The following is a 21,979-nucleotide window of genomic DNA, read 5'->3' as shown; positions in this document are numbered from 1 at the left end:
TTCGGCGACCCTCAGGATGAGGTCATAGTTTCCCGCCGCTGGTATCACCCCGAGGAGGCCGCAAAGCGGCCGTCTCGAAGGGCCGGGGCGGCCCATGGTTCGAGACGCGGCCTGCGGCCGCTCCTCGGCATGAGGCCGATGGACTGGAGGCTCTCCCGCGCGCCCCGGAACGACCGATAGCCGATTACGCGGCTCCGATCACCCTTTCACGGCGCGGCGTACGGCGTCGATCACCCGGTCCTGGGTCGGCGCGTCGAGATAGGCGTGCATCGGCAGGCTGATCACCTCGTCGGCGACGCGGTCGGACACCGGCAGGCCGTTGCCGGCGGAGGGAAAATCCTTGTAGGCGACCTGCCGGTGCAGCGGGATCGGGTAGTAGATCGCGGTCGGCACGCCCTCGGCCTTCAGCGCCGCGGCGAATTTCTCGCGCGTCCCCGCCGGAATGCGGATGGTGTACTGCGCCCACACCGAGGAATAACCCTCCGGCACCGACGGCACCGTCACCACGTCCTTCAGCCCCTCGGCATAGCGCGCCGCCCCCCGGTCACGCGAAAGAATCTCGTCCGGGAAGAGCGTCAGCTTCTCACGCAGCACGGCGGCCTGCAGCGTGTCGAGGCGCGAGGTGAGGCCGATGCGGACATTGTCGTACTTGTCGGCGCCGTGGCCGTGCACCCGCAGGCTGATCAGCGTCGCGGCAAGCTCGTCGTCGTCGGTGAAGATGGCGCCGCCGTCGCCGTAGCAGCCGAGCGGCTTTGCCGGAAAGAAGCTGGTCGCCGTCGCGGTCGCGAGCCCGGTGCCGCCGAGCCGCTTGCCCCGATAGGTGCCGCCGAACCCTTGCGCGGCGTCGTCCAGCACGAACAGGCCTTCGGCTTTGGCGAGCGCGGCGATCGCCGCGTGATCGGCCGGCAGGCCGAACAGGTCGACCGGAATGATCGCCCGCGGCGTGAGTCCTTGCTTCTTGGCGGTCTCGACCGCCTGCGCCGCGCTCTCGACCGAGATGTTGAAGGTGCCCTCGTCGATGTCGGCAAACACGGGTGTGGCGCGATGCAACGCCACCACCTCGGCGGTCGCGCAGAAGGTGAAGGAGGGGCAGATCACCGCGTCGCCCGGCCCGATCCGGTGGGCCATCAGCACGAGCGAGAGGGCGTCGGTGCCGCTCGCGCAGGTGACGGTGCGCTTGGCGCCGCAGAAGGCGGCGAGCTCGCTCTCCAGCTCGCGCACCTCGGGGCCGAGGATGAACTGGCAGTGCCCGGTCACCCGCGCCAAAGCCTGGTCCAGCTTCTCGCCCATGGCCCGGCGTTGCGCCGCGACATCGATGAAGGGAATCGGCTGCGGCTGCAGTCGAGCGTGCTCGGTCATGGCTGTTCTCGAAAGTCGATACGGAAGGTCGTGCGGACGGCGATGCGCGAGCCTCGCCTCGCGGCACGCCGCCTTCGGCGGCGCCCGGAGGAGGTCGCGGTGTGGCGCCGTCGGGATCAGCTCGCGATCGCGCGCGGCTTGCGCGCGGGACGCGCCGGCGCGGCGATGCCGCCGGCGAGGCACTGCATCGCGATCTCAAGGCTCGCCACGCCCTCCTCGCCGCCGACCGCCGGCTTGGTGCCGTTGCGGACCGCATCGAGAAAGGCGCCGAGCTCGGCGCGCAGCGGCTCCTCGTGGGCGACCGGCAGATGGCGCATCGAGTAGCTGCCGTCCGGCTGGAAGCCGAAGCACTCGCTCACCTGCCGGGTGAGGAGATCGCCGGTGAGGTATTTGCGCTTGGTGGCGATCTGGACGGTGCGCGCCTTGAAGGGCGTCAGCCAATTGGTGTTGATGTGGGCGAGCACGCCGGAGGCGGTGCGGAACTGCAGCAGCGCGATGTCCTCGCGCTCGGCCTTGGCGCTGGAGAGCTGCGACTGCACCTCGACGATGTCGGAGCCGGTGAACCAGCGCACCAGATCGATGTCGTGCACGGCGAGATCGATGACGATGCCGACATTCGACATCCGCGGCGGGAACGGCCCGACCCGGGTGATGCCGATCGACAGAATCTCCTCGTTGCGGATCGCCTCCTTCACCGCGCGGGCGGCGGGATTGAAGCGCTCGACATGGCCGACCATCAAGGTGACGCCGGCGCGACGCGCCGCATCGATGATCTCGTGGCCCTGCTCGATCGTCGAGGCGATCGGCTTCTCGACCATCACATGGACGCCGCGGCGGATGCAGGCGAGCGCGACGTCGCGATGCAGATGGGTGGGCGCCGCGATGGTGACGGCGTCGACGCCGAAATCGAGCAGCGTCTCGGTGTCCGGAAAGGTCTCGCAGCCGAGCGTGCGGCCGACGAACTCGGTCTGCCCGACATTGGGATCGGCGACGCCGATCAGCTCCACGTTCGGCAAACCCGCCAGCACGCGCGCATGATTGCAGCCCATCACGCCGACGCCGATCACGCCGACCCGCAGCCGTTCGTTTGCGCCAGTCGCGCCGTCCCGCGAGCCCCCGCTCATGGTTACCGAACCCCTCGTCCCGTTACGATGCGTTTCCCTAACATGCCGCAACGATCGCCGCGACGGCAAAAGCGGGTTGTTCAAACACGTTTTGATTCAGTCAGTTACAAACTGGCTTCGAATCTGCATGCGAACGGCGCGCCCTGCCCGGCCGCCCGGCCGGGCGCGACGAAACGGGGAAAACGCAGGCGGAACCGGTGTTTCACGCCCGCGCCGGGGCCTCGGTCCGGGCGAACGCGGGCGGCGCCAGCACGCGCGATGCGGGTAGCCTGCCGACAAATCGCTCGACCTCCACCAATGTGCTCTGCGCGCTCGACCCCTGCGCCAGCCGCGAGGTGCCGACGTCGCGGGTGAGGACGTTCGGGTTGCCCGATACCTCGAGCGCCCCGTTCTGCTCGGCACGGTCGAACCACGCGCCGGTCGCGATCACCGCGACGCCCTCGCGCACCCCCGAATCGATCACCACTCCGGCGAGGCAGGCGCCGCGGTCGTTGAACACCCGCACGAGGTCGCCGTCGGACAGATTTCGCGCAGCCGCATCGCGTGGCGACAGCCGAACCGGCTCGCGCCCCGCCACCTTGCCGGCCTGCGACACCGGTCCCGGATCGGCCTGGCTGTGCAGGCGGCGCGCCGGCTGGTGGGTGATCAGATGCAGCGGAAAGCGCTCCGCCCCCGCGGCGCCGAGCCATTCCTGCGGCGGCAGCCAGGCCGGATGCGCCGGGGCGTCGTCGTAGCCGAAACCCGCGACCGTCGCGGAGACGATCTCGATCTTGCCGCTCGGCGTGGCGAGCCGATGCTTTTCCGGATCGCGGCGAAACGCCTCGAACAGCACGAAGTCCTCGTCCGGCTTCGGCAGCGCGACGAAACCCTCCGCCCAGAATTGCTGGAACGCCGGCAGCTCCACCGCGCGGGCGGCCGCGGCCTCGCGCAAGCGCTCGTAGACCAGACGGCAGCAGTCCATCTCGTCGAGCCCTTCGGTATAGGCGTCGCCGTAGCCGAGCCGGTCGGCGAGCCCGGCAAAAATGTCGCGGTCGTTGCGCGCCTCGCCGACCGGGGCGATCGCCCGGTGCATGGCGAAGACGTACGGGTCGCGCGACGAGCCGCCGACGTCGTTGCGCTCGAGCGCGGTGGTCGCCGGCAGCACGATGTCGGCGCGGCGCGCGGTCGGCGTCCACCACGGCTCGTGCACGATCACCGTCTCGGGTTTTTGCCAGGCGCGCTCGAGCCGCGAGAGATCCTGATGGTGGTGGAACGGATTGCCGCCGGCCCAATAGACCAGCCGCACATCGGGATACGTGTAGGTCTTGCCGTTGAAGTCGTACGCGCCACCGGGATCGAGCAGCATGTCGGCGATGCGGGCGACCGGGATCGTGCAGCTCGCCGGGTTTTTGGGAAGCGGCGTGTCCGGACCGGGCAAGGGCACGCGCGGAACGCCGGTGCCGTGCATCGAGCCATGGCCGAAGCCGAACCCCTCGCCCGGCCTGCCGATGCCGCCGAGCATCGCGGCGAGCGCGATCAGCGCCCAGAACGGCTGCTCGCCGTGCTCCGCCCGCTGCAGCGACCACGCGGCGGTGAGATAGGTCGGTGCCGCCGCCGACCGGCGGGCGAGATCGCGGATCGTCTCTGCCGGCACGCCGCAGATGCTCTCGGCCCATCCGGCCGATTTCTCCACGCCGTCCGCACGCCCGATCAGATAATCGGCAAACGTGTCGAAGCCGGAGCAGTGGCTCGTGACGAAGTCTTGGTCGTGCAACCCCTCGGTCAGCAGCGTGTGCGCCATGCCGAGCATCGAGGCGGTGTCGGTGTTGGGGCGGACCGGCACCCATTCGGCATCACAGAAATCCGGCACGTCGGACTTCAGCGGGCTCACATTGACGATGCGGATGCCGGCCGCGCGGGCGCGGCGGAGCCATTGCTCGAGCACGTGGGCGCCGACGCCGCCGGAGCCGACCTGCGCGTTCTTCGGCGCGAGCCCGCCGAAGGCGACGATCGTGCGGGTGTGCTTCAACAGGCTCGGCCAGTCGGTGACCCGGCCGGCGACCGGCTGAAACGTGCCGATCACGTGCGGCAGCAGAAACTGCGCGGCGCCGAACGAGTAGTTGCTCAGCTGATCGACACAGCCGCCGCCGAGAAACAGAAACCGCCGCACCAGCGTGCGGGCGTGATGCACGCGGCCCGCGGACGACCAGCCATAGGATCCGCCGAAAATGCCGGTCGGGCCGTGTTTTTCGCGCACCCGCGCGATCTCGCTTGCCACGAGGTCGAGCGCCTCGTCCCACGACACCTCGTGGAAGGCGTCGTGGCCCGTGCGCGGCTTTCCCTCGCGCCAGCCGTCGCGCACCGCGGGCCTTTCCACACGCAGCGGCGAGTGGACCATCGCGGGAATGGAGGCGAGCAGCGGGCTCGGCGCCGGGTCGCGGTCGAACGCCTCGCAGCGGACGACCTTTCCGTTCTCGACCAGGGCGGTGAAGGCGCCCCAATGGGCGAGCGAAGGATAGCGTTCGGGGGTCATGCTCGCAGAGTGAGGCAGCGCGGGCGCCGAGGCAAGCCGGCCCCCCGGCTTGCGCCACCTCACCCTGCGCCACCCTGCCCTGTGCCACCCTGCCCTGCGCCCTGCGATGCGCCCTGCTCTGCGCCGTCAGGCCGCGGCGGCCTTTTCGGCGAGCGCGAAATCGACCGCGGCATCGGCGTGCAGCAGCGTCGAATCGAACACCGGCAGCACGCTGTCCGCAGCACCGATCAGCATGCCGATCTCGGTGCAACCGAGGATCACCGAATCCGCCCCTTGCTCTCTTCCCCGTGCGATCACGGTGCGGAATTTTTCACGCGAACTCTCCTCCACCACGCCGCGGCACAGCTCGTCGAAGATCACGTGGTGCAGCATCGCGCGGTCGTCCGTCTCCGGCACCAGCGCCTCGATGCCGTAGCGCTCGCGCATCCGCCCGCGATAGAACGCCTCCTCCATCGTGAAGCGGGTGGCGAGCAGCAGCGGCTTTTTCGCGCCGGCCCTGCGCAACCCTTCGGCGGTCGCGTCGACGATGTGAACGAGCGGCACGCCGATCGCCCGCTCGACCGCATCCGCCACCTTGTGCATCGTGTTGGTGCAGATCAGCACGCAGCCCGCCCCGCCCTGCTCCAGGTTTTTCGCGATCCCCGCCAGCATCCTGCCGGCGCCGTCCCAGTCGCCGGCGCGCTGCAGGGCGGCGACCTCCTCGAAATCGACCGAGCGCATCAGAATGTCGGCCGAGCGCAACCCGCCGCGGCGCTCGCGCACCTGCTCGTTGATCCGCCGGTAATAGCCCTGCGTGCTCTCCCAGCTCATGCCGCCGATCAGCCCGATGGTGCGCACGACACGTCCTCCTCGCAATCCGATGGTGTCCAGTGACCGCGAGTCTAGGCAAAAGCGCGCGCACGACGGTCGCCAATTCATTGGTCTTTTGCGGAAAAGGAGCGACCGACTTTCCTTTATGTGGCAAATAGAGAAATCGAATTGCTCGAACCTGCCACCCCGAGAAATCGGCAACCGAAAGGCCCCGGCGCATGGACCGCATCGACCAGAAGATCCTCGATCTCCTCCAGGCCGACGCCACGCTGCCGATCGCCGAGATCGCCGACCGCGTCGGCCTCAGCGCCGCGCCGTGCTGGCGGCGCATCAAGAAGCTCGAGGATTTGGGGGTGGTGCGCCGCCGGGTGGCGCTGGTCGACCGCCGCAAGGTGAACGTGCCGATGACGCTGTTCGTCTCGGTGCGCACCACCCGCCACGCGCACGACTGGGTCGACGCGTTCCGCAAGCTGATCGCCGACGTGCCGGAGATCGTCGAGGCGTGGCGGCTCACCGGCGACGTCGACTATCTCTTGCGCATCGTGGTGCCCGACATCGACGCCTACGACGACGTCTACAAGCGGATGATCGAGCGGGTGGAGCTCGCCGACGTCTCCTCGGCGATCGCGATGGAGGAGCTGAAATACACCACCGCGGTGCCGACCACCTATATCGGCCGGCGCAGCGGGGAGGGCTGACCGCCCGCGCGCCGTGCGACCGGAGCACCAGGGTCCGCACGCGGACGTGAAGGAACGCACGAGGAGCGGCGGCATTGCCCGGACATCGCACATGCGGGCCCGCCCGTGCGGGCTCGCCCGCGCCCGGCCCACCGCAAGGACCCAGGAGCTCGTCATGAGATACGTGACCACCAAGACGATCGCCGCGCTCTCTCTGGCCGGCGCGCTGGCCGTGACCACATCGGCGGCAGAAGCCCGCAGCGGGCGCTATCTCGCGGCGGCCGGGTTCGGCCTGGTGGCGGGAGCGATCGTCGGCGCAGCGGCGGCCAATGCCCGCGCCAACGCCTATTACGGCGGCTACGGATACGGCTACGCGCCGGGATACGCCTACGCCCCGGCGCCGGCTTACGGATACGGGTATGCGCCGTCCTACGGCTATGCGCCCGTCGGTTACGGCGGCTACGCCTATCCCGGATACGCCGGCTACGCCTATGCGCCGGCCTATCGCAGCGGATGGGGCTGGGGCCGCAGCAACTGCCCGGTCGCCGGCGCCTATCGGGCCGATTACAGCTTTTGCTGATCGCAGCGTCTCGCGACCGCTTTGAACGAAGGCACGTCCGGCCGCCCGCCGGGCGTGCCTTCTTCTTTTGTCGTCGGTTTGCCGAAAACGGGCGGCCGCCTCAATATTTCTCCGGCACGTAGAACTCGGCCGGCAGCACCTGGCGCTCGTAGTCGGGGTTGAACACCCGCTCCGGCAACGCGATGTGCTCGTGCGGCACCTCCTCGTAGGGCATCTGCGCGAGGAGATGATCGATGCAGTTGAGCCGGGCCCGCTTCTTGTCGTTGCCCTCGACGATGAACCAGCGCGCCTCGGGGATGTTCGTGCGCGCGAACATCTCCTCCTTGGCCTTGGTGTAGTCCTCCCACTTGACCCGCGACTGCAGGTCCATCGGCGAGAGCTTCCACTGCTTCATCGGGTCGTGGATGCGGATGAGGAAGCGGAACTGCTGCTCCTCGTCGGTGATCGAAAACCAATACTTCACCAGCGTGATGCCGGAGCGCACCAGCATCCGCTCGAAATCCGGCACATCGCGAAAGAACTGCTCGACCTGGTCCGGGCTGGCGAACCCCATCACCCGCTCGACGCCGGCGCGGTTGTACCAGGAGCGGTCGAACAGCACGATCTCGCCACCGGCCGGCAGATGCGGCACGTAGCGCTGAAAATACCACTGCGTTTTTTCGCGCTCGGTCGGGGCCGGTAGGGCCACCACCCGGCAGACCCGCGGATTGAGCCGCTGGGTGATGCGCTTGATCACCCCGCCCTTGCCGGCGGCGTCGCGCCCCTCGAAGATCACCACCAGCTTCGACTTGGTGTGCACCACCCAGTCCTGCAGCTTGATCAGCTCGCACTGCAGCCGGATCAGCTCGTGGAAATAGGTCCGCCGGTCGATCGCAGGCGGCCGCATCTTCTTGTAGATCTCGCGGATTTCCAGCGAGAGGGCGGGCTCCGACAGCTCCAGCTCGTAGTCCTCGTCGATGGTGTCGGCGAGCTCGGCGGCGAGCCAGTCCTGCCCCTTGCGGTCGTCCATGTCGCACTCCTGTCCGGTTCTGTGTCCTTGGACCGGCCTCGCGCCCCGGCCGGCCACCGCTCCGCTTGCACGGCTTTCACGACAGTTCGGTGACACGGGTTCGGTGACGACGCTCGGCTGCGCGATCGGGCCCACCGGCACGCCGCCCGCGGTTGCGCGCGACGGTTGCGGCAAAGCCTTGCCGATGGGACGAGTGTAGGGTACCGCGGAATGACTACGGCGGAAGCCCCCGGACACGCGCGTCAGGACCTCTCCTTTGCACCAGCCCCTGCCCTCCACCCCGCCCGCCGCCCTGCCCGACGACGGGCTCGACGCCGACACGACACTCCCGCTGGTGGTCGATCTCGACGGCACGCTCCTGCTGACCGATTCGCTGGTGGAGACCTTCAGCCGCGTGCTGTTCCGCGATCCCTTGGCCGCCGTCGCGTCGCTCGCCTGCATCCGCGACCGCGCCGCCTTCAAGCGGCGGCTCGCCGCCCACGGCGCGCTCGACTTCGACGGCCTGCCGTGCCGCGAGGCGCTGATCGAGCTGATCCGCACCGAGCGCGCGCGGGGCCGGCCGGTGCATCTCGTCACCGCCGCCGACCAGAGCATCGCCGACGGCATCGCCGCCGCGCTCGGCCTGTTCGACAGCGCGATCGGCAGCGACGGGGTCGACAATCTCAAAGGCGAGACCAAGCTCGCGCATCTGCGCGCGCACTTTCCGGACGGCTTCCTCTATGCCGGCGACAGCCCGGCCGACCTACCGCTGTTCGCGGCCGCGAAGGGCGCGGTGCTGTGCGACGTCGCCCGCGTGGTCGCCGACCGGGTCGCCGCCTGCGGCACGCCGGTGCTGGCCGAGCTGTCGCGTCCGCGCCCCGGCCTGATGCCGTGGATGCGGGCGCTGCGGATGCACCAGTGGTCGAAGAACATGCTGCTGTTCGTGCCGCTGTTCGTCGGCCACGATTTCACCCATCCGGGCAAGATCGCCGCGGCGGTGCTGGGCTTCTTGCTTTTGTCGGTGCTCGCCTCGGGCACCTATCTCCTCAACGATCTCGCCGACCTCGCCGCCGACCGGCAGCACCCGACCAAGCGCTTGCGCCCGTTCGCCGCCGGCACGCTCAGGCTCGAGCTGGGGCTGGTCGCCGCACCGCTGATGATTTTCCTGGCGCTCGCGATCGCGCTCGTGCTGTCGCCGCCGTTCGCGGCCCTGCTCGCCTGTTATCTGGTGCTCACCACCGCCTACTCGTTCGGCCTCAAGCGGTTGCCACTGACCGACGTCGCGGTGATCGGCACGCTGTTCACGCTACGCGTCGCGATGGGCGCGGCGGTGCTCGGCCAGCCGCAGTCGCCCTGGCTGTTGTCGTTCGCGCTGGCGTTCTTCGTGTCGCTCGCGCTCGCCAAGCGGCACGTCGAGGTGATGCGGGCGGTGGCGAGCGGCGCCGACATCGCCGGGCGCGGCTATCGCGGCACCGACTGGCCGCTGACGCTCGCCTTCGGCGTCGGCACCGGGCTCGGCTCGATCGTGGTGATGCTGCTCTATCTCGCCAACGACGCGGCGCCGTCCGGCTTCTACGACCACCTCGCCTGGCTCTATGCGGTGCCGGCGCTGATGACGCTGTGGCTGATGCGGATCTGGCTGCTCGCCCACCGCACCGAGCTGGACGACGACCCGGTGGTGTTCGCGCTGAAGGACCGCACCAGCCTTCTCATGGGCGCGGTGATCGGCCTCGCCTTCATGCTCTCGATCTGACGATCAGATCTTCATCCGCCGAAACACGAACCACGGCAGGTGGCGGATGATCGTCATGATGACGAACCAGAACCACGGCGTGTAGACCACCCGGCGCCGCTTCTCGATCGCGCTGACGATGTCGGCGGCGACGCGGTCGGGCGACGCGAACAGCGGGCCCTTCGGCAAACCGTCGGTCATCGGCGTGTCGACGAAGCCGGGCTTCACCGTGACGACGTGCACCGGCGTGCCGGCGTTCGCGTGCGTCACGCCCTCGAGGAAGCGGTCGAGCCCGCCCTTGGCGGCGCCGTAGACGAAGTTGCTGGCGCGGCCGCGGTCGCCGGCGACCGAGCCGATCACCGCGAGCGTCAGCGGCGCGTCGGGCGCGCGCGCCTTCAGGAGCGCCAGCACCCACATCGCGACGCTGGTGAAGCCGACCTCGATCGCTTTTCGCGCGATGTCGAGGTTCTTTTCGCTCTCGGCCTGATCGCCGAGCGCGCCATAGGCGATCAACACCTCGTCGGGCGCGCCGAAATTTTGGCGCCACTCGGCGAGCCGGGTCTCGATCGCGTCGGTCTCGGCGAGATCCGCCACCGCCGTGTCGGCCCCCGCCGCACCGCGGGCAACGAGGTCCGAGGCGATCGGCGCGAGCCGGGCGGCGTCGCGGCCGACCAGCAAAAAGCGCGCGCCGCTCGGTGCCCGCTGCCGGGCATAGGCTTGGGCGATCGCCGAGACGGCGCCGAGCACGAGGATGTTTTTCGCGCTCATGCCGGCTCTCCCGTCACGCGCCGCCAGAAATCGGATCGTATTCTCGGATCACGCAAGGCGGCGACCTTTTGCCAGTCGGGATATCCGGCGCGGAACATCTCCGGCGTCATCACGGCGTCCTTGGCGGGATAGAGGCGGCCGCCCGCCTCCAGCACGATCTCGGCGAGCCGCAGCAGCAGCCCGCGGGTCGCCTCGCCCTTGTCGGGGAAATCGAGCGCCAGCGTCGCGCCGGCGCGCGGGAACGACAGCAGGCCGGACGACGCCCTGTCGCCCATCAGCTTGAGCACCGAGAGGAACGACCCCTGCCCCGCCGCGGCGGTGGTCTCCAGAAGCCGCTTCACGGTGTCGCGCGCCTGCGGGAACGGGATCACCGACTGGTGCTGATAGAAGCCGCGCTTGCCGTACAGCCGGTTCCAGCCGCCGATCGCGTCGAGCGGATAGAACACCGGATCGTAGTGCTGGACCTTGCGTCCGCGTGCAAAGGGGCGGTTGCGATAGAGGCCGTTGAAGGCGCGCATCGTCAGGCCGTTGAGCAGGAAGCCCGGGGCGTCGAGCGGCACGGTGATTTTCGGGTCGCGATGGACGGCGAGGCCGCCCTCCGGCACGAAGCGGCTGCGCATGAACAGGCCACGGCCGAGCCCGCTGCCCGAGGCGAGGCAGTCGACCCAGGCGACGGTGAACGGCCACGCCTCGCCCGCCCGCGAGGTCTCCTCGGCGATACGGAAGAAGCCGTCGAGATCGGGAATGTCGATCGTCTCGGTCTCGAGCCGCGACGACTTGATCGGCGCGAGGTCCAGCTCGACCCAGGTGATCAGCCCGGTGAGGCCGAGCCCGCCGACCGTGGCGGCAAACAGCTCGGCATTCTCCTCGCGCGACAGCGTGAGCGTCTCGCCGGTCGAGCGGAAGAGGCCGAGCCGTCTCACGTGCACGCCGAACGAGCCGGCATGCTCGTGGTTCTTGCCGTGCACGTCGTTGGCGACGGCACCTCCCAGCGTCACGAATTTCGTGCCCGGCGTCACCGGCAGAAACCAGCCGCGCGGCACGATCACCCGCAACAGATGATCGAGCGAGAGGCCGGCCTCCGCGCGCACCACGCCTGCCGACGCATCGAAGTGCTGGAGGCGGTCGAGACGGTCGGTGACCAGCAGGCGGCCGTTCGCATTGAGGCAGACGTCGCCATAGGAGCGGCCGAGCCCGAAGGCGAGCAGCGGCGGCCCGTCGCCCTCCAGCGCGGCGGTCGCATCGGCGACGGCGGCAGTCGCGTCGTCGAGAAAGGACGGCCGCAGCACGTGGTGCGGCACGCGGCCCCGCCGGCCCCAGGAGGAGACATCGGACAGCTTGGACACCTCGGACAGCTTCGACGCCTGCGTCGTCATGTGTTTCCCGCCCTGCGCTCGCCGCCTTGGCGAGGCCGTGCGAGTCATGCAACGTTCGGCCCGCGTTGTGAAGGCCCACCGGCCGCCCGGCCGGCGACCAAAGGCCGGCGCGATGCGAGCCGGCGCGACACGAGCCCGGGCGCGGGAGAGCAGCCATGAAACCGTTCGTGAAGGCCGATGCCCCGGTGTGGCAGGTCCGCCGGCTGCTCGAGCCGGGTCCGATCGTGCTGCTGAGCTCCGCCTTCGAGGGCGAGCGCAACGTGATGACGCTCGGCTGGCACATGATCATGGGGTTCGAGCCGTCGCTGGTCGGCTGCTACGTGTGGGACCAGAACCACTCCCACCAGATGATCCGCAAGAGCAAGGTCGCGGTGATCAACGTGCCGACGGTGGAGATGGCCTCGACCGTGGTCGACATCGGCAACTGCTCCGGCCGCGACGTCGACAAGTTCGAGAAATTCGGGCTCACGGCGGAGCCCGGCGAGCAGGTGTCGGCGCCGCTGATCGCCGAGTGCTTCGCGAGCTTCGAGTGCCGGCTCGCCGATGCGAGACCGATCGAGCGCTACAACCTGTTCGTCTTCGAGGTGGTGAAGGCGCACGTCGCCACCTCGCCGCGCTGGCCGCGCACGATCCATTACCGGGGCGACGGCGTGTTCATGGTGTCGGGCGAAAACACCTCGCGCTGGCGCAAGCGGTTCCGCCCCGACATGCTGGACGAGTGAGCGACGCCCGCGGGCGCGCCCGCAGGCTCGCCCGCCGGCGTCTCGGCCCGCATCTCGGCCCGCATCTCGGCCCGCGTCGCGGCCGGGACGGTCGGCGCGACGCCGCACCACCCCGGCTCCCGGCCGGTCGCGCCACGGGCCGTTTCCGCCTCTCCCGAGCACCGGCGGCCGCCGGCGCCCGCGTGCCCGTTCGCGGCCACACGAGAGAAACGAGGGGACGGGCCCGGGACTCGCAAAGGTTCATTAACCCCTCGTTAATACGGTGCCTCGGGTTTGCCTCGAAAGCTCGCCGCGATCGCCCCGATTGCGTCCAGCCGAGGCCCCGATCTTCGGCCATAGAGTCCCAGTCATCACCGCGTAACGGTCGTCGCCATGCACGTCTCTCACCCCCTCTCTTCCGGCTTGCAGTCCTCCCGCAACGAGCGCCCGGAGCGCTACCGCAGCGTCGCGCTCGCCGCGCAGCTGCTGACCGCCGTGACGCTCGTCGTGTCGATCGCCGTCGTGCTGGCCGTGACCATCCAGGTCGCCGAGGCGCGTCCGCTGACGCCGACCGACTACGGCTCGGGCGGGCTGCCCGCCGCCGGTCTCGTCAGCCTGGCGCTGGTCGCGCTGGGCGGCCTCACGGTGCTGGTCACCGGCATGGTGCACCCGCCGCGCAGCCGCTGAGAGCCGGTTCGGAAACTCGGACGGGACGTCGCCTCGCCGCGGCGTCCCGTCTCGCCTCTCGGGAGCCGTTCACCAGCGGTGGAAGACGAAGAACGCCCCGACCCCCACGAAGGCGAAGCCGACCAGGTGGTTCCAGGCGAGAGGCTGGTTCAGGTAGAGCCACGAGAAGCCGGCGAACACCACGAGCGTGATCACCTCCTGGATGGTCTTCAGCTGCGCCGGCGCGTAAACGGTCGCGCCCCAGCGATTCGCCGGCACCGCCAGGCAGTACTCGATCAGCGCGAGCCCCCACGAGATCAGCACCACCTGCCACAGCGGCACCTCGCGGAAGCGGAGATGCCAGTACCAGGCGGTGGTCATGAACACGTTGGAGCAGACGAGCAGCAGCACCGGCGACACATAGGGCGACGCGAGCAGCGGGGGCATTGTTTTCGGGGCCTCGGGCAAGGACGGCAGCCGCGGCGCGCGGCCTGCCGCGAAACGCCGGAACCGGCGGATGGTGGCCGAGCCCGATAGCGTGCGGGAAAGGCGACGGCGAGGATTTGCCGTGGCGGTTCGAAGACACCCGGACGAATCCGAAAAGCTGTGGCTTTCCGGTCGCATTCGGCGCCGTCCGGTGCCTTTCATACCGGCTTTGCGGGGGTGATCGGACAAGTCCCGATTGCCACCGGCGTCGCCCGGCCGGACTCTCGTCCGCGATCCCTCGCCCCCCGGAGCCCGACCGTGCCTCGTTCCCGCCCGTCGATCGCCGCCACGGCGGTGTCGCTCGCCGCCCTGCTCGCCGCCGCGTCCGACGCCTCCGACGCCGTCGCCCAGTCGGCGACGCCCGGCAGCACCGTGACCTTGCCGGCGCTGACGGTGGAGGCGGTTGCACCCGGCCCCGCCGCGCCCCCCGCGGCCAGCAGCGAGGCCGAGGCGCGCCGCAGGCTCGAGGCGACCGGCGGCGGCACCGCGGTGGTCGCGACACGAGAGCTCGCCGGCCGCGCCGACGTGTCGATCGCCGATTCGCTCGCCACCGTGCCGGGCGTGATCGCCGCGAGCTTTCTCGGCGGCAACGATCAGCCGAAGATCAATATCCGCGGCTCCGGCCTGTCGTCGAACCCGACCGAGCGCGGCCTGCAAATCCTTCAGGACGGCCTGCCGATCAACCGCGCCGACGGCTCGTACATCGTCGGGCTGATCGATCCGCGCCAGGCGGCCTTCTTCGAGGTGTTTCGCGGCTACACCGCGAACCGGCTCGGCGCCGGCACGCTCGGCGGCGCGATCAACTTCGTCTCGCCGACCGGCTCGACCGCGCCCGGCGTCGACCTTTCGGTCGAGGGCGGCAGCTTCGGCTATGTCCGCACCGCCATTCAGGGCGGCCTGCGCCAGGGCGACCACGACGCGCTCGTCCAATACAGTTATGGCCAGCGCGACGGCTTCCGTACCTGGAACGGCTCCGACCGCACGAATTTTTCCGCCAATGCCGGCGCAAAACTGAGCGACAGCCTCTCGACCCGCGTCTTCGTCGGCTACACCGACCTCGACTTCGAGATCGCCGGCCCGCTGTCGTGGCAGCGGATGATGGCCGACCCGACCCAGGCCGCCCCCGGCCCGGTGATCGTCGGCGGCAAGCCGACCGAGCCCGGCCCCAACGCGCTTCGCGACCACCCGCGCCGCACCACCGAGCAGGCCCGCATCGGCTCACGCACCACCGCCACCTTCGGGGCGAACGTGCTCGATCTCGCGCTCGGCTACACCGACACCGACGACACCTTCCGCTTCCCGGTCGGCACCGGCTACCGGCTGACCGACGGCGGCGATTTCACCGGGTCCTTGCGCTGGGCCTACCGGCCGGATGCCGCAGCACCTTTGCCGCTGTTCGAGACGACCGCGACCTATGTCGTCGGCAGCGCCGAGCGGACCTGGGCGAACAATTTTCGCGGCAACAGGACCACGACCTACGGCAGCAACGATCTCGACGCCGACACGCTGTCGCTGTGGTCGGGCGTCAACCTGCCGCTCGGCGCGTTCACGCTGTCGCCGGCGATGTCCTATGTCCGCGCCACCCGCGACAACACCGACACGTTCGACCAGGCCTTTCGCCCGACGTTGAACGCGGTGACCGGCGCCACCGGCCTGGTCGCCGCCACCGACACCAGCTTCTCGCGCAGCTACGAATCGTGGAACCCGAGCCTCGCGCTGACCTGGGCGTTCGCCCCGAAAAACCTCGCCTTCGTCGCGGTGAGCAGGACCACCGAGGCGCCGACCTTCGACGATCTGCTCGAAGCCACGGGCGGCACGCCGAACACCGGCCCGACCGGCTTTTCCACCCCCGACCTCGAGGCGCAGCACGCGGTGACGGCAGAAATCGGCTGGCGCGGCGAGCACGGCCGCTTCGCCTGGGACGTCACCACCTATTATTCCTGGCTCGACGACGAGCTGATCAGAAGCACCAACGTGTCGGGCGCGACCACCACCGCGAATGCCGACCGGACGCATCATTTCGGCATCGAGCTCGGCGGACGCGTGCGCCTCACCGACACGCTGTCGGCGCGGGTGACCTACACCTATCAGGATTTTCGTTTCGACGACGATCCGCTCTACGGCGACGGCCGCATCGCCGGGGCGCCGCGTCACGTGGTGGACGCAGCGCTGAGGTGGTACGCGCGGCAAAACTGGTGGCTCGAGGGCGAGGTGCAGTGGGTGCCGGACGATCTGCCGGTCGACAACGCGAACACGCTGTTCTCCGAAGCCTTCGCCGTCGTGAATGCGCGCACCCACCTCGACCTCGATCCGGAATGGGTCGCCGGGACGCCGCTCGGCGCCGTGTGGCCGACCGCCCGCTGGAGCGGATTTTTCGAGGTGCGCAACGTGTTCGACGAAACTTTTGCCAGTTCGACGCTGACGCTCGGCCGCGCCAGCCGCGCCGATCAGGCGGCGTTTCTGCCGGGCGACGGCCGCGCCTTCTACGTCGGCACGCGCGCGAGATTCTGAGTTCCAGGAGATCGGACGAGCCGATGCACGGAAACGGCCCGCACATCCCGGCGCCGTGACGATCGATCCGACGAACGCCCCACTCTCCGCTCGTTCCCGCGAAAGCGGGAATCCAGAACTGCTTTCCTCGTCTCTCCTGGGTCCCCGCTTTCGCGGGGACGAGCGGAAACCGGATGATCCGCCTACCCCGCCGCCTCCAAAAGCGTCGGCGACCACTCCATCGTCACGTGGCGCGGCTGCGCCGCGACCCGCCGCAGCCAGGTGCGGATCGACGGGAAGCCGGACAGATCGAAGCCCGCCTGCTCGGCGATGTGGGTGTAGGCATAGAGCGCGATGTCGGCGATGGTGTAGCGGTCGGCGGCGAAGAAGCGGTTCGTCTCGAGGTGCTCCTCCATCACGCCGAGCGCGCCGTAGCCCGATTCGGTCCAGCCCTCGATCGCGTGCATCTTCAGGTCGCGCCCGCCGCGCACCAGCGTGAGCCAGAAATAGGCGGCGCCGATGCTCGGCTCCATGCTGTTCTGCTCGAAGAACATCCAGCGCAGCGCCTCGGCCCGCTCGAAGCGGTCGTCCGGCGCGAGCGGCGTGCCACCGGCGATGTACCACAGGATCGCGTTCGACTCGGGCAGGTAGCGCCCCGCCGCCACCTCGAGCAGCGGCACCCGGCCGCTGGGGTTTTTCGCGCGGAATTCCGGCGTGCCGTTCTCGCCCTTCAGGATGTCGATCTCGACCAGCCGATACGGAATGCGCAGCTGCGCCAGCGCGAGCCGCACCTTGTAACAATTCCCCGATCTCTGCATCGAATAGAGTGTGTACATCCGCGTCCTCGAGCGTATTCCATCCCTGTGATGCAGATGCCACAGAGTGGCACCGCAATGTTTTTTGCAATGCAATGAACGATTTCGGACGTGCATCAGCATTGCACGCTCGAAATGCGTCCGCAATTGGGACAGCACAAAGTTTCGAGGGCTTCTCGGCAGGTCGACCGGGATTTGCGGCCGTCCGGCACGTCGCCGATACGACCGATGTCTCACCAGCCAGCGAAATTATCCGATTTTGAGAATACGTTCTGCCGACGCCGCGGTCCGCTCGTGGCCACCACGGCCGACGACGACCCCGCTTCGCCGCAGCACCACCCAAAAGAGCGCCAGGATCGCAAGCGTGCCGAGCGGCACGTGCGTCGTCTCGGCGACCGAGCGGCCGACCAGCGGCACCAGCCAGACGAGCGCCAAGAGCGTCTTCTCCCAGGGGGCAAAGCCGTGGCGGAGGCCGTCCATGATCAGGAAGGCGAGCGCGGGAGCGAGCAGCATCAGGTCGTAGTCGTGGCAATGCGGCGAGACCAGCAGTGCGCCGACGATCAGCGCCGCCGCCTGCACCGAAAAGCGCGCCGGCCGCCGCCAGATCGCCACGACGAGCACCATCGTCGTCAGCGCCACCACCGCCAGCACCGTGTAGGCGAGCGCGACCGAGCCCCCCCACATCCGCGTCCAGGCAAACACGCCGTGCAGCTTGTGCCAGCCGGCCGCGCCCTGCTCCAGCACCAGCACGCGCATCGTCTCGGCCGAGGCGAGATAGATTTGCCAGATCGCCGGCCCGAACGCCGCGACCGTCAGCCCGACCAGCACCACCACGGTCACCGCGGCGGCGGCGAAGGCGCGCCAGCGTCCGGTGGCGATCAGCACCAGCGGGATCAGCGGGCCGAACTGCGGCTTGTAGACGAGCAGGCCGAGCAGCACGCCGGCGAGGAGCGGCCGGCGGTCGAGCCGCACGAGCGCGCCACCGAACAATGCGGCCGTGAGAAAGCCGTTCTGGCCGTGGCCGATATTCACCAGCACCGCGGGAAAGGCGAGCGCGAGCAGAAGCCACAGCCGGTCGGGCGCCGGCTTCTCTCCGCACATCCGAGAAGCGGCCGAAACGATCGCCCGGACCGACCAGAGATAGAGCGCGAGCGTCACCATAAGCCACGACGCCAGCGCGACCGGATAAGGCATCAGCGCCAACGCCGCCGCCACCACCAGGAAGAACGGCGGATAGAGCCAGCCATAGAACGGCGTCGCCGGACCGAAGGTGGCGAGCTGGAGCGGGCCGAGCACCGCGGGATCGAACACCTCGGCGGCGCGGCCCTGCAGCACCAGAAGGCCGGCGGTATAGAAGCACGAGAAGTCGGTGCCGAGCGGGCGGCCCTGCCAGTCGGTCCAGCCGTCCGAGAACACCGCGACCGCGATCACCGCGACCGCCGACACCGCGAGCACGATCGCAGCGATCCGCCGGATGCGCTCGCACGACAGCCAGTCCCCCGTGCGCAAGGCCTCCGAAAACAACGATCCCGCCATCGTCCCTCCCGCCGCCGGCTCGCTCGTCCCGCCGCCAAGGAGCCTACCGGTCGCCGGCTAACGCTTCGTTCGGTCGCGTGCCCGACCGACACGAAGGTTTCGCACGAAGGTCTCGCACGAAGGCGCGTGCACGAGCATCGCGCACGGCGGTCGCGGGCGGCCGGCGTCTCGGTGCGGTGACGTACCTCCGCGGCCGATTTGCACGAACCATCCCGCGCGAGCGCGGTTGTCCAACCGTCCGGCACGACGCGGCGCCCATCCCGCCGTGCCGGCGTCCCGACACAGCTCCCGTGACCCGATGGCGCCGCCCGCGGCGCCCTGGAAGAAAGACGTATTGGAGAACCATGGCCACTGTCGTGATCACCGGCGCCGGAGCCGGTGTCGGCCGTGCCACCGCGGTCGAATTCGCCCGGCGTGGCTACAATGTCGCCCTGCTCTCCCGCGGCAAGGAGCGGCTCGACGCCGTCGCCCGCGATGTCCGCAAGCACGGCGGCGAGGCGTTGGCGCTGTCGGTCGACGTCGCCGACGCAAAAGCGGTCGAGGCCGCCGCCGAGCGCATCGAGCGCGAGCTCGGACCGATCGACGTGTGGGTCAACGACGCGATGACGACCGTCTTCGCGCCGATCCACCAGATCAGCCCCGAGGAGTTCCGCCGCGTCACCGAGGTGACCTATCTCGGCCAGGTGCACGGCACCATGGCGGCGCTCGCCCGCATGCGGCCGCGCAATCGCGGCACCATCGTCCAGGTGGGATCGGCGTTGAGCTATCGCGCGATCCCGCTGCAGGCCGCCTATTGCGGGGCGAAATTCGCCGTGCGCGGCTTCACCGACGCCTTGCGCAGCGAGCTCGCCCACGAGGGCAGCCGCATCCACGTGACGATGGTGCAGCTTCCCGCCGTCAACACGCCGCAGTTCGACTGGGCGCGCAACCGCATGCCGAGCAAGGTGCAGCCGGTGCCGCCGATCCACCAGCCGGAGGCGATCGCCCGCGCCATCGTACGCGCCGCCCATACCAAGCCGCGCGAGCTGTGGGTCGGCTTCTCGGCGCTGAAGGCGATCGTCGGCACCATGCTGGTGCCGGGCCTCGCCGACCGCATCCTGGCGAAATCCGCCTACAGCGGCCAGATGACCGGCGAGACCAAGGACCCGAACGCGCCCGACAACCTGTTCGATCCGGTGCCGGGCGACCCCGGCCCGCGCGGCCGGTTCTCGGCGCGTTCCGAGCGGCTCAGCGCGCTCGGCACGATCGATCCCCTGTGGGTGCGAGCCGGCGCCCTGGCCGGCCTTCTCGGCGTGGTCGCCGGCGCCTTCGTGCTCGGCCGCGCGAGCCGCGGAAAGCCACCGCCGCCGCGTCTCGGGCACGGCGGGCTCTCGAAACGCATCGGCCACGCCGCGCGCCCGGCCCGCGCGCTTCCCCACCGGAAAACGGCAAGAGGATTCTTCTCATGAGCAAGACCGTCGGCGACTTCGTATGGGACCGGCTCGGCGCGTGGGGCGTGAAGACGATCTTCGGCTATCCGGGCGACGGCATCAACGGTCTGCTCGGCGCGCTGAACCGCGCCGGCGACCGCTTCGAGTTCGTGCAGGTGCGCCACGAGGAGATGGCGGCCTTCATGGCCTCCGCCTATGCCAAGTTCACCGGCCGGGTCGGCGTGTGCCTCGCCACCTCGGGTCCCGGCGCCACCCATCTGATCACCGGCCTGTACGACGCCAAGATGGATCACATGCCGGTGCTGGCGATCGCCGGCCAGCAGGCGCGCGCCGCGGTCGGCGGACATTATCAGCAGGAACTCGACCTGCAGAACACCTTCAAGGACGTCGCCTCGGCGTTCGTCCATCAGGCGGCGGTGCCGCAGCAGACCCGCCATCTGATCGACCGGGCGATGCGCATCGCGCAGGGCGACCGGGCGGTCACCGCGCTGGTGTTTCCGAACGACCTGCAGGACGTGCCCTATTCCGAGCCCGCCCGCGCGCACGGCACGGTGCACTCCTCGGTCGGCTACTCGCGACCGAAGGTGGTGCCCTACGAGGCCGATCTGCGGCGCGCCGCCGACGTGCTGAACGCCGGCGAGAAGGTCGCGATTTTGGTTGGCGCCGGCGCGCTGCGGGCGACCGACGAGGTGATCGCGGTGGCCGACCGGCTGAATGCCGGCGCCGCCAAGGCGCTGCTCGGCAAGGCCGTGCTGCCGGACGATCTGCCGTGGGTGACCGGCTCGATCGGCCTGCTCGGCACCGAGCCGTCGTGGGACCTGATGACCGAGTGCGACACTTTTCTGATGATCGGCTCGGGCTTCCCCTACTCGGAGTTTTTGCCGAAGGAGGGCCAGGCGCGCGGCGTGCAGATCGACATCGATCCCGGCATGCTGGGCCTGCGTTACCCGATGGAGGTGGAGCTTTCGGGCGACGCCGCCGAGACCTTGACCGCGCTGCTGCCGCTCCTGAAGCAGAAGACCGACCGGCGCTGGCGCGACCGCATCGAGAAGAACGTCGCCTCCTGGTGGGAGACGCTGGAGAATCGGGCGATGGTCGAGGCTCACCCGATCAATCCGCAGCGGGTCGCGTGGGAGCTGTCGCCGCGCCTGCCCGACCGGGCGATCATCACGTCGGACTCCGGCTCGTGCGCCAACTGGTACGCGCGTGACCTGAAGATCCGGCGCGGCATGATGTGCTCGCTGTCGGGCGGCCTCGCCTCGATGGGCGCCGCGGTGCCCTACGCGATCGCCGCGAAATTCGCGCATCCGGACCGGCCGGTGGTGGCGCTGGTCGGCGACGGCGCCATGCAGATGAACAACATGGCGGAGCTGATCACGATCGCCAAATACTGGAAGCGCTGGGCCAACCCGCAGCTCGTGGTGTGCGTGTTCAACAACGAGGATCTCAATCAGGTCACCTGGGAGCAGCGCATCCAGGAGGGCGACCCGCGGTTCGACGCCTCGCAGAAGATTCCGAACGTGCCGTATCACCGCTTCGCGCGGGACATCGGGCTGAAGGGCATCTTCGTCGACGACCCGGCACGGCTCGGCTCCGCCTGGGACGAGGCGCTCGGCGCCGGCATGCCGGTGGTGCTCGACGTGAAGACCGATCCCGAGGTGCCGCCGCTGCCGCCGCACGTGACGCTGAAGCAGGCGAAGAACTTCACCTCGACGCTGCTCAAGGTCGACCCCGATCAGGTGCACATGGTGGCCGACACCGCACGCCAGGTTCTCTCGTCGGTGCTGCCGTCCGGCGAGAAGAAGTGACGCGCGGCCTCGTCCGGGCCGGCGCCGAAGGGTGTCGGCCCGGATCCGGGGCTCGGATCCGGGGCTCGGGTCGATGCGCGCGGGGAGCAGTCCGCGTCGCGCCGCGCACGATCGAAAGCAG

The 21,979-nt window shown here is 69.5% G+C and carries 18 protein-coding genes; 8 read left to right on the top strand and 10 right to left on the bottom strand.

Annotation, left to right across the window (positions count from 1 at the left end; translation table 11 throughout):
- Window positions 1-198 precede the first annotated feature (198 nt).
- From A33M_RS05800 to A33M_RS05785, 4 genes are all read right to left on the bottom strand, one after another.
- Complete coding sequence (locus tag A33M_RS05800) at window positions 199-1,359, bottom strand: DegT/DnrJ/EryC1/StrS family aminotransferase (RefSeq protein ID WP_008384552.1); 1,161 nt, start codon at window positions 1,357-1,359, stop codon at window positions 199-201.
- Between the two features lie 116 nt (window positions 1,360-1,475).
- On the bottom strand, window positions 1,476-2,483 hold the full coding sequence (locus tag A33M_RS05795; RefSeq protein ID WP_008384549.1) for a Gfo/Idh/MocA family protein: 1,008 nt from the start codon (window positions 2,481-2,483) through the stop codon (window positions 1,476-1,478).
- A gap of 202 nt (window positions 2,484-2,685) precedes the next feature.
- Window positions 2,686-4,995: a molybdopterin-dependent oxidoreductase gene (locus A33M_RS05790; protein ID WP_008384545.1), complete on the bottom strand. Its 2,310-nt coding sequence runs from the start codon at window positions 4,993-4,995 to the stop codon at window positions 2,686-2,688.
- Between the two features lie 126 nt (window positions 4,996-5,121).
- A complete protein-coding gene (locus tag A33M_RS05785; RefSeq protein ID WP_008384542.1) occupies window positions 5,122-5,832 on the bottom strand; it encodes an aspartate/glutamate racemase family protein in 711 nt (236 codons plus the stop codon).
- 191 nt (window positions 5,833-6,023) lie between these two features.
- On the opposite strand from A33M_RS05785, the gene A33M_RS05780 reads away from it, so the two are divergent.
- Together A33M_RS05780 and A33M_RS05775 are read left to right on the top strand one after the other, a co-directional pair.
- Window positions 6,024-6,503, top strand: coding sequence for an Lrp/AsnC family transcriptional regulator (locus tag A33M_RS05780; protein ID WP_008384540.1), 480 nt, complete (start codon window positions 6,024-6,026; stop codon window positions 6,501-6,503).
- Window positions 6,504-6,657: 154 nt separating this feature from the next.
- Complete coding sequence (locus A33M_RS05775; protein ID WP_008384538.1) at window positions 6,658-7,062, top strand: hypothetical protein; 405 nt, start codon at window positions 6,658-6,660, stop codon at window positions 7,060-7,062.
- Window positions 7,063-7,162: 100 nt separating this feature from the next.
- On the opposite strand, the gene ppk2 is transcribed toward A33M_RS05775, so the two are convergent.
- On the bottom strand, window positions 7,163-8,071 hold the full coding sequence (gene ppk2, locus A33M_RS05770) for a polyphosphate kinase 2 (RefSeq protein WP_008384536.1): 909 nt from the start codon (window positions 8,069-8,071) through the stop codon (window positions 7,163-7,165).
- A 256-nt stretch (window positions 8,072-8,327) separates the two neighbouring features.
- Between ppk2 and A33M_RS05765 the strand changes: the two genes are divergently transcribed.
- Complete coding sequence (locus A33M_RS05765; protein ID WP_008384534.1) at window positions 8,328-9,803, top strand: UbiA family prenyltransferase; 1,476 nt, start codon at window positions 8,328-8,330, stop codon at window positions 9,801-9,803.
- 3 nt (window positions 9,804-9,806) lie between these two features.
- Here A33M_RS05765 and A33M_RS05760 read toward each other — a convergent pair whose 3' ends face one another.
- Both A33M_RS05760 and A33M_RS05755 read right to left on the bottom strand, forming a co-directional pair.
- Complete coding sequence (locus tag A33M_RS05760; protein WP_008384532.1) at window positions 9,807-10,550, bottom strand: SDR family NAD(P)-dependent oxidoreductase; 744 nt, start codon at window positions 10,548-10,550, stop codon at window positions 9,807-9,809.
- Window positions 10,547-11,926 (bottom strand): FAD-binding oxidoreductase, encoded by a 1,380-nt coding sequence (locus A33M_RS05755; RefSeq protein WP_008384530.1) that lies wholly within the window; start codon window positions 11,924-11,926, stop codon window positions 10,547-10,549. The genes A33M_RS05760 and A33M_RS05755 overlap by 4 nt, the downstream gene beginning before the upstream one ends.
- 155 nt (window positions 11,927-12,081) lie before the next feature.
- Here A33M_RS05755 and A33M_RS05750 point away from each other — a divergent pair, with 155 nt between their 5' ends.
- On the top strand, window positions 12,082-12,648 hold the full coding sequence (locus A33M_RS05750; protein WP_008384526.1) for a flavin reductase family protein: 567 nt from the start codon (window positions 12,082-12,084) through the stop codon (window positions 12,646-12,648).
- Window positions 12,649-13,020: 372 nt separating this feature from the next.
- Entirely contained in the window at window positions 13,021-13,314 is a 294-nt protein-coding gene (locus A33M_RS05745; protein WP_157223354.1) for a hypothetical protein, read from the top strand.
- 69 nt (window positions 13,315-13,383) lie between these two features.
- Here the strand turns inward: A33M_RS05745 and A33M_RS05740 are convergent, their stop codons facing one another.
- Window positions 13,384-13,740 (bottom strand): DMT family protein, encoded by a 357-nt coding sequence (locus A33M_RS05740; RefSeq protein WP_040619479.1) that lies wholly within the window; start codon window positions 13,738-13,740, stop codon window positions 13,384-13,386.
- 297 nt (window positions 13,741-14,037) lie between these two features.
- Between A33M_RS05740 and A33M_RS05735 the strand changes: the two genes are divergently transcribed.
- On the top strand, window positions 14,038-16,290 hold the full coding sequence (locus A33M_RS05735; protein ID WP_008384519.1) for a TonB-dependent receptor family protein: 2,253 nt from the start codon (window positions 14,038-14,040) through the stop codon (window positions 16,288-16,290).
- 182 nt (window positions 16,291-16,472) lie between these two features.
- On the opposite strand, the gene A33M_RS05730 is transcribed toward A33M_RS05735, so the two are convergent.
- Together A33M_RS05730 and A33M_RS05725 are read right to left on the bottom strand one after the other, a co-directional pair.
- Complete coding sequence (locus tag A33M_RS05730) at window positions 16,473-17,105, bottom strand: glutathione S-transferase family protein (protein ID WP_040619477.1); 633 nt, start codon at window positions 17,103-17,105, stop codon at window positions 16,473-16,475.
- Window positions 17,106-17,333: 228 nt separating this feature from the next.
- Entirely contained in the window at window positions 17,334-18,620 is a 1,287-nt protein-coding gene (locus A33M_RS05725) for a glycosyltransferase family 87 protein (RefSeq protein ID WP_008384514.1), read from the bottom strand.
- Between the two features lie 344 nt (window positions 18,621-18,964).
- Here A33M_RS05725 and A33M_RS05720 point away from each other — a divergent pair, with 344 nt between their 5' ends.
- Window positions 18,965-20,068 (top strand): SDR family oxidoreductase, encoded by a 1,104-nt coding sequence (locus A33M_RS05720; protein WP_008384512.1) that lies wholly within the window; start codon window positions 18,965-18,967, stop codon window positions 20,066-20,068.
- The gene (locus tag A33M_RS05715) at window positions 20,065-21,858 is read left to right on the top strand and encodes a thiamine pyrophosphate-requiring protein (RefSeq protein WP_008384510.1); all 1,794 of its coding nucleotides are present in this window, start codon (window positions 20,065-20,067) and stop codon (window positions 21,856-21,858) included. The genes A33M_RS05720 and A33M_RS05715 overlap by 4 nt, the downstream gene beginning before the upstream one ends.
- Window positions 21,859-21,979 lie beyond the last annotated feature (121 nt).

The sequence above is a fragment of the Rhodovulum sp. PH10 genome (genome assembly GCF_000293785.1).
Lineage (GTDB): Bacteria > Pseudomonadota > Alphaproteobacteria > Rhizobiales > Xanthobacteraceae > Rhodoplanes.
The sequence above is the reverse complement of the archived record's forward strand: the minus strand, read 5'-3'. Positions and strand labels throughout refer to the sequence as shown.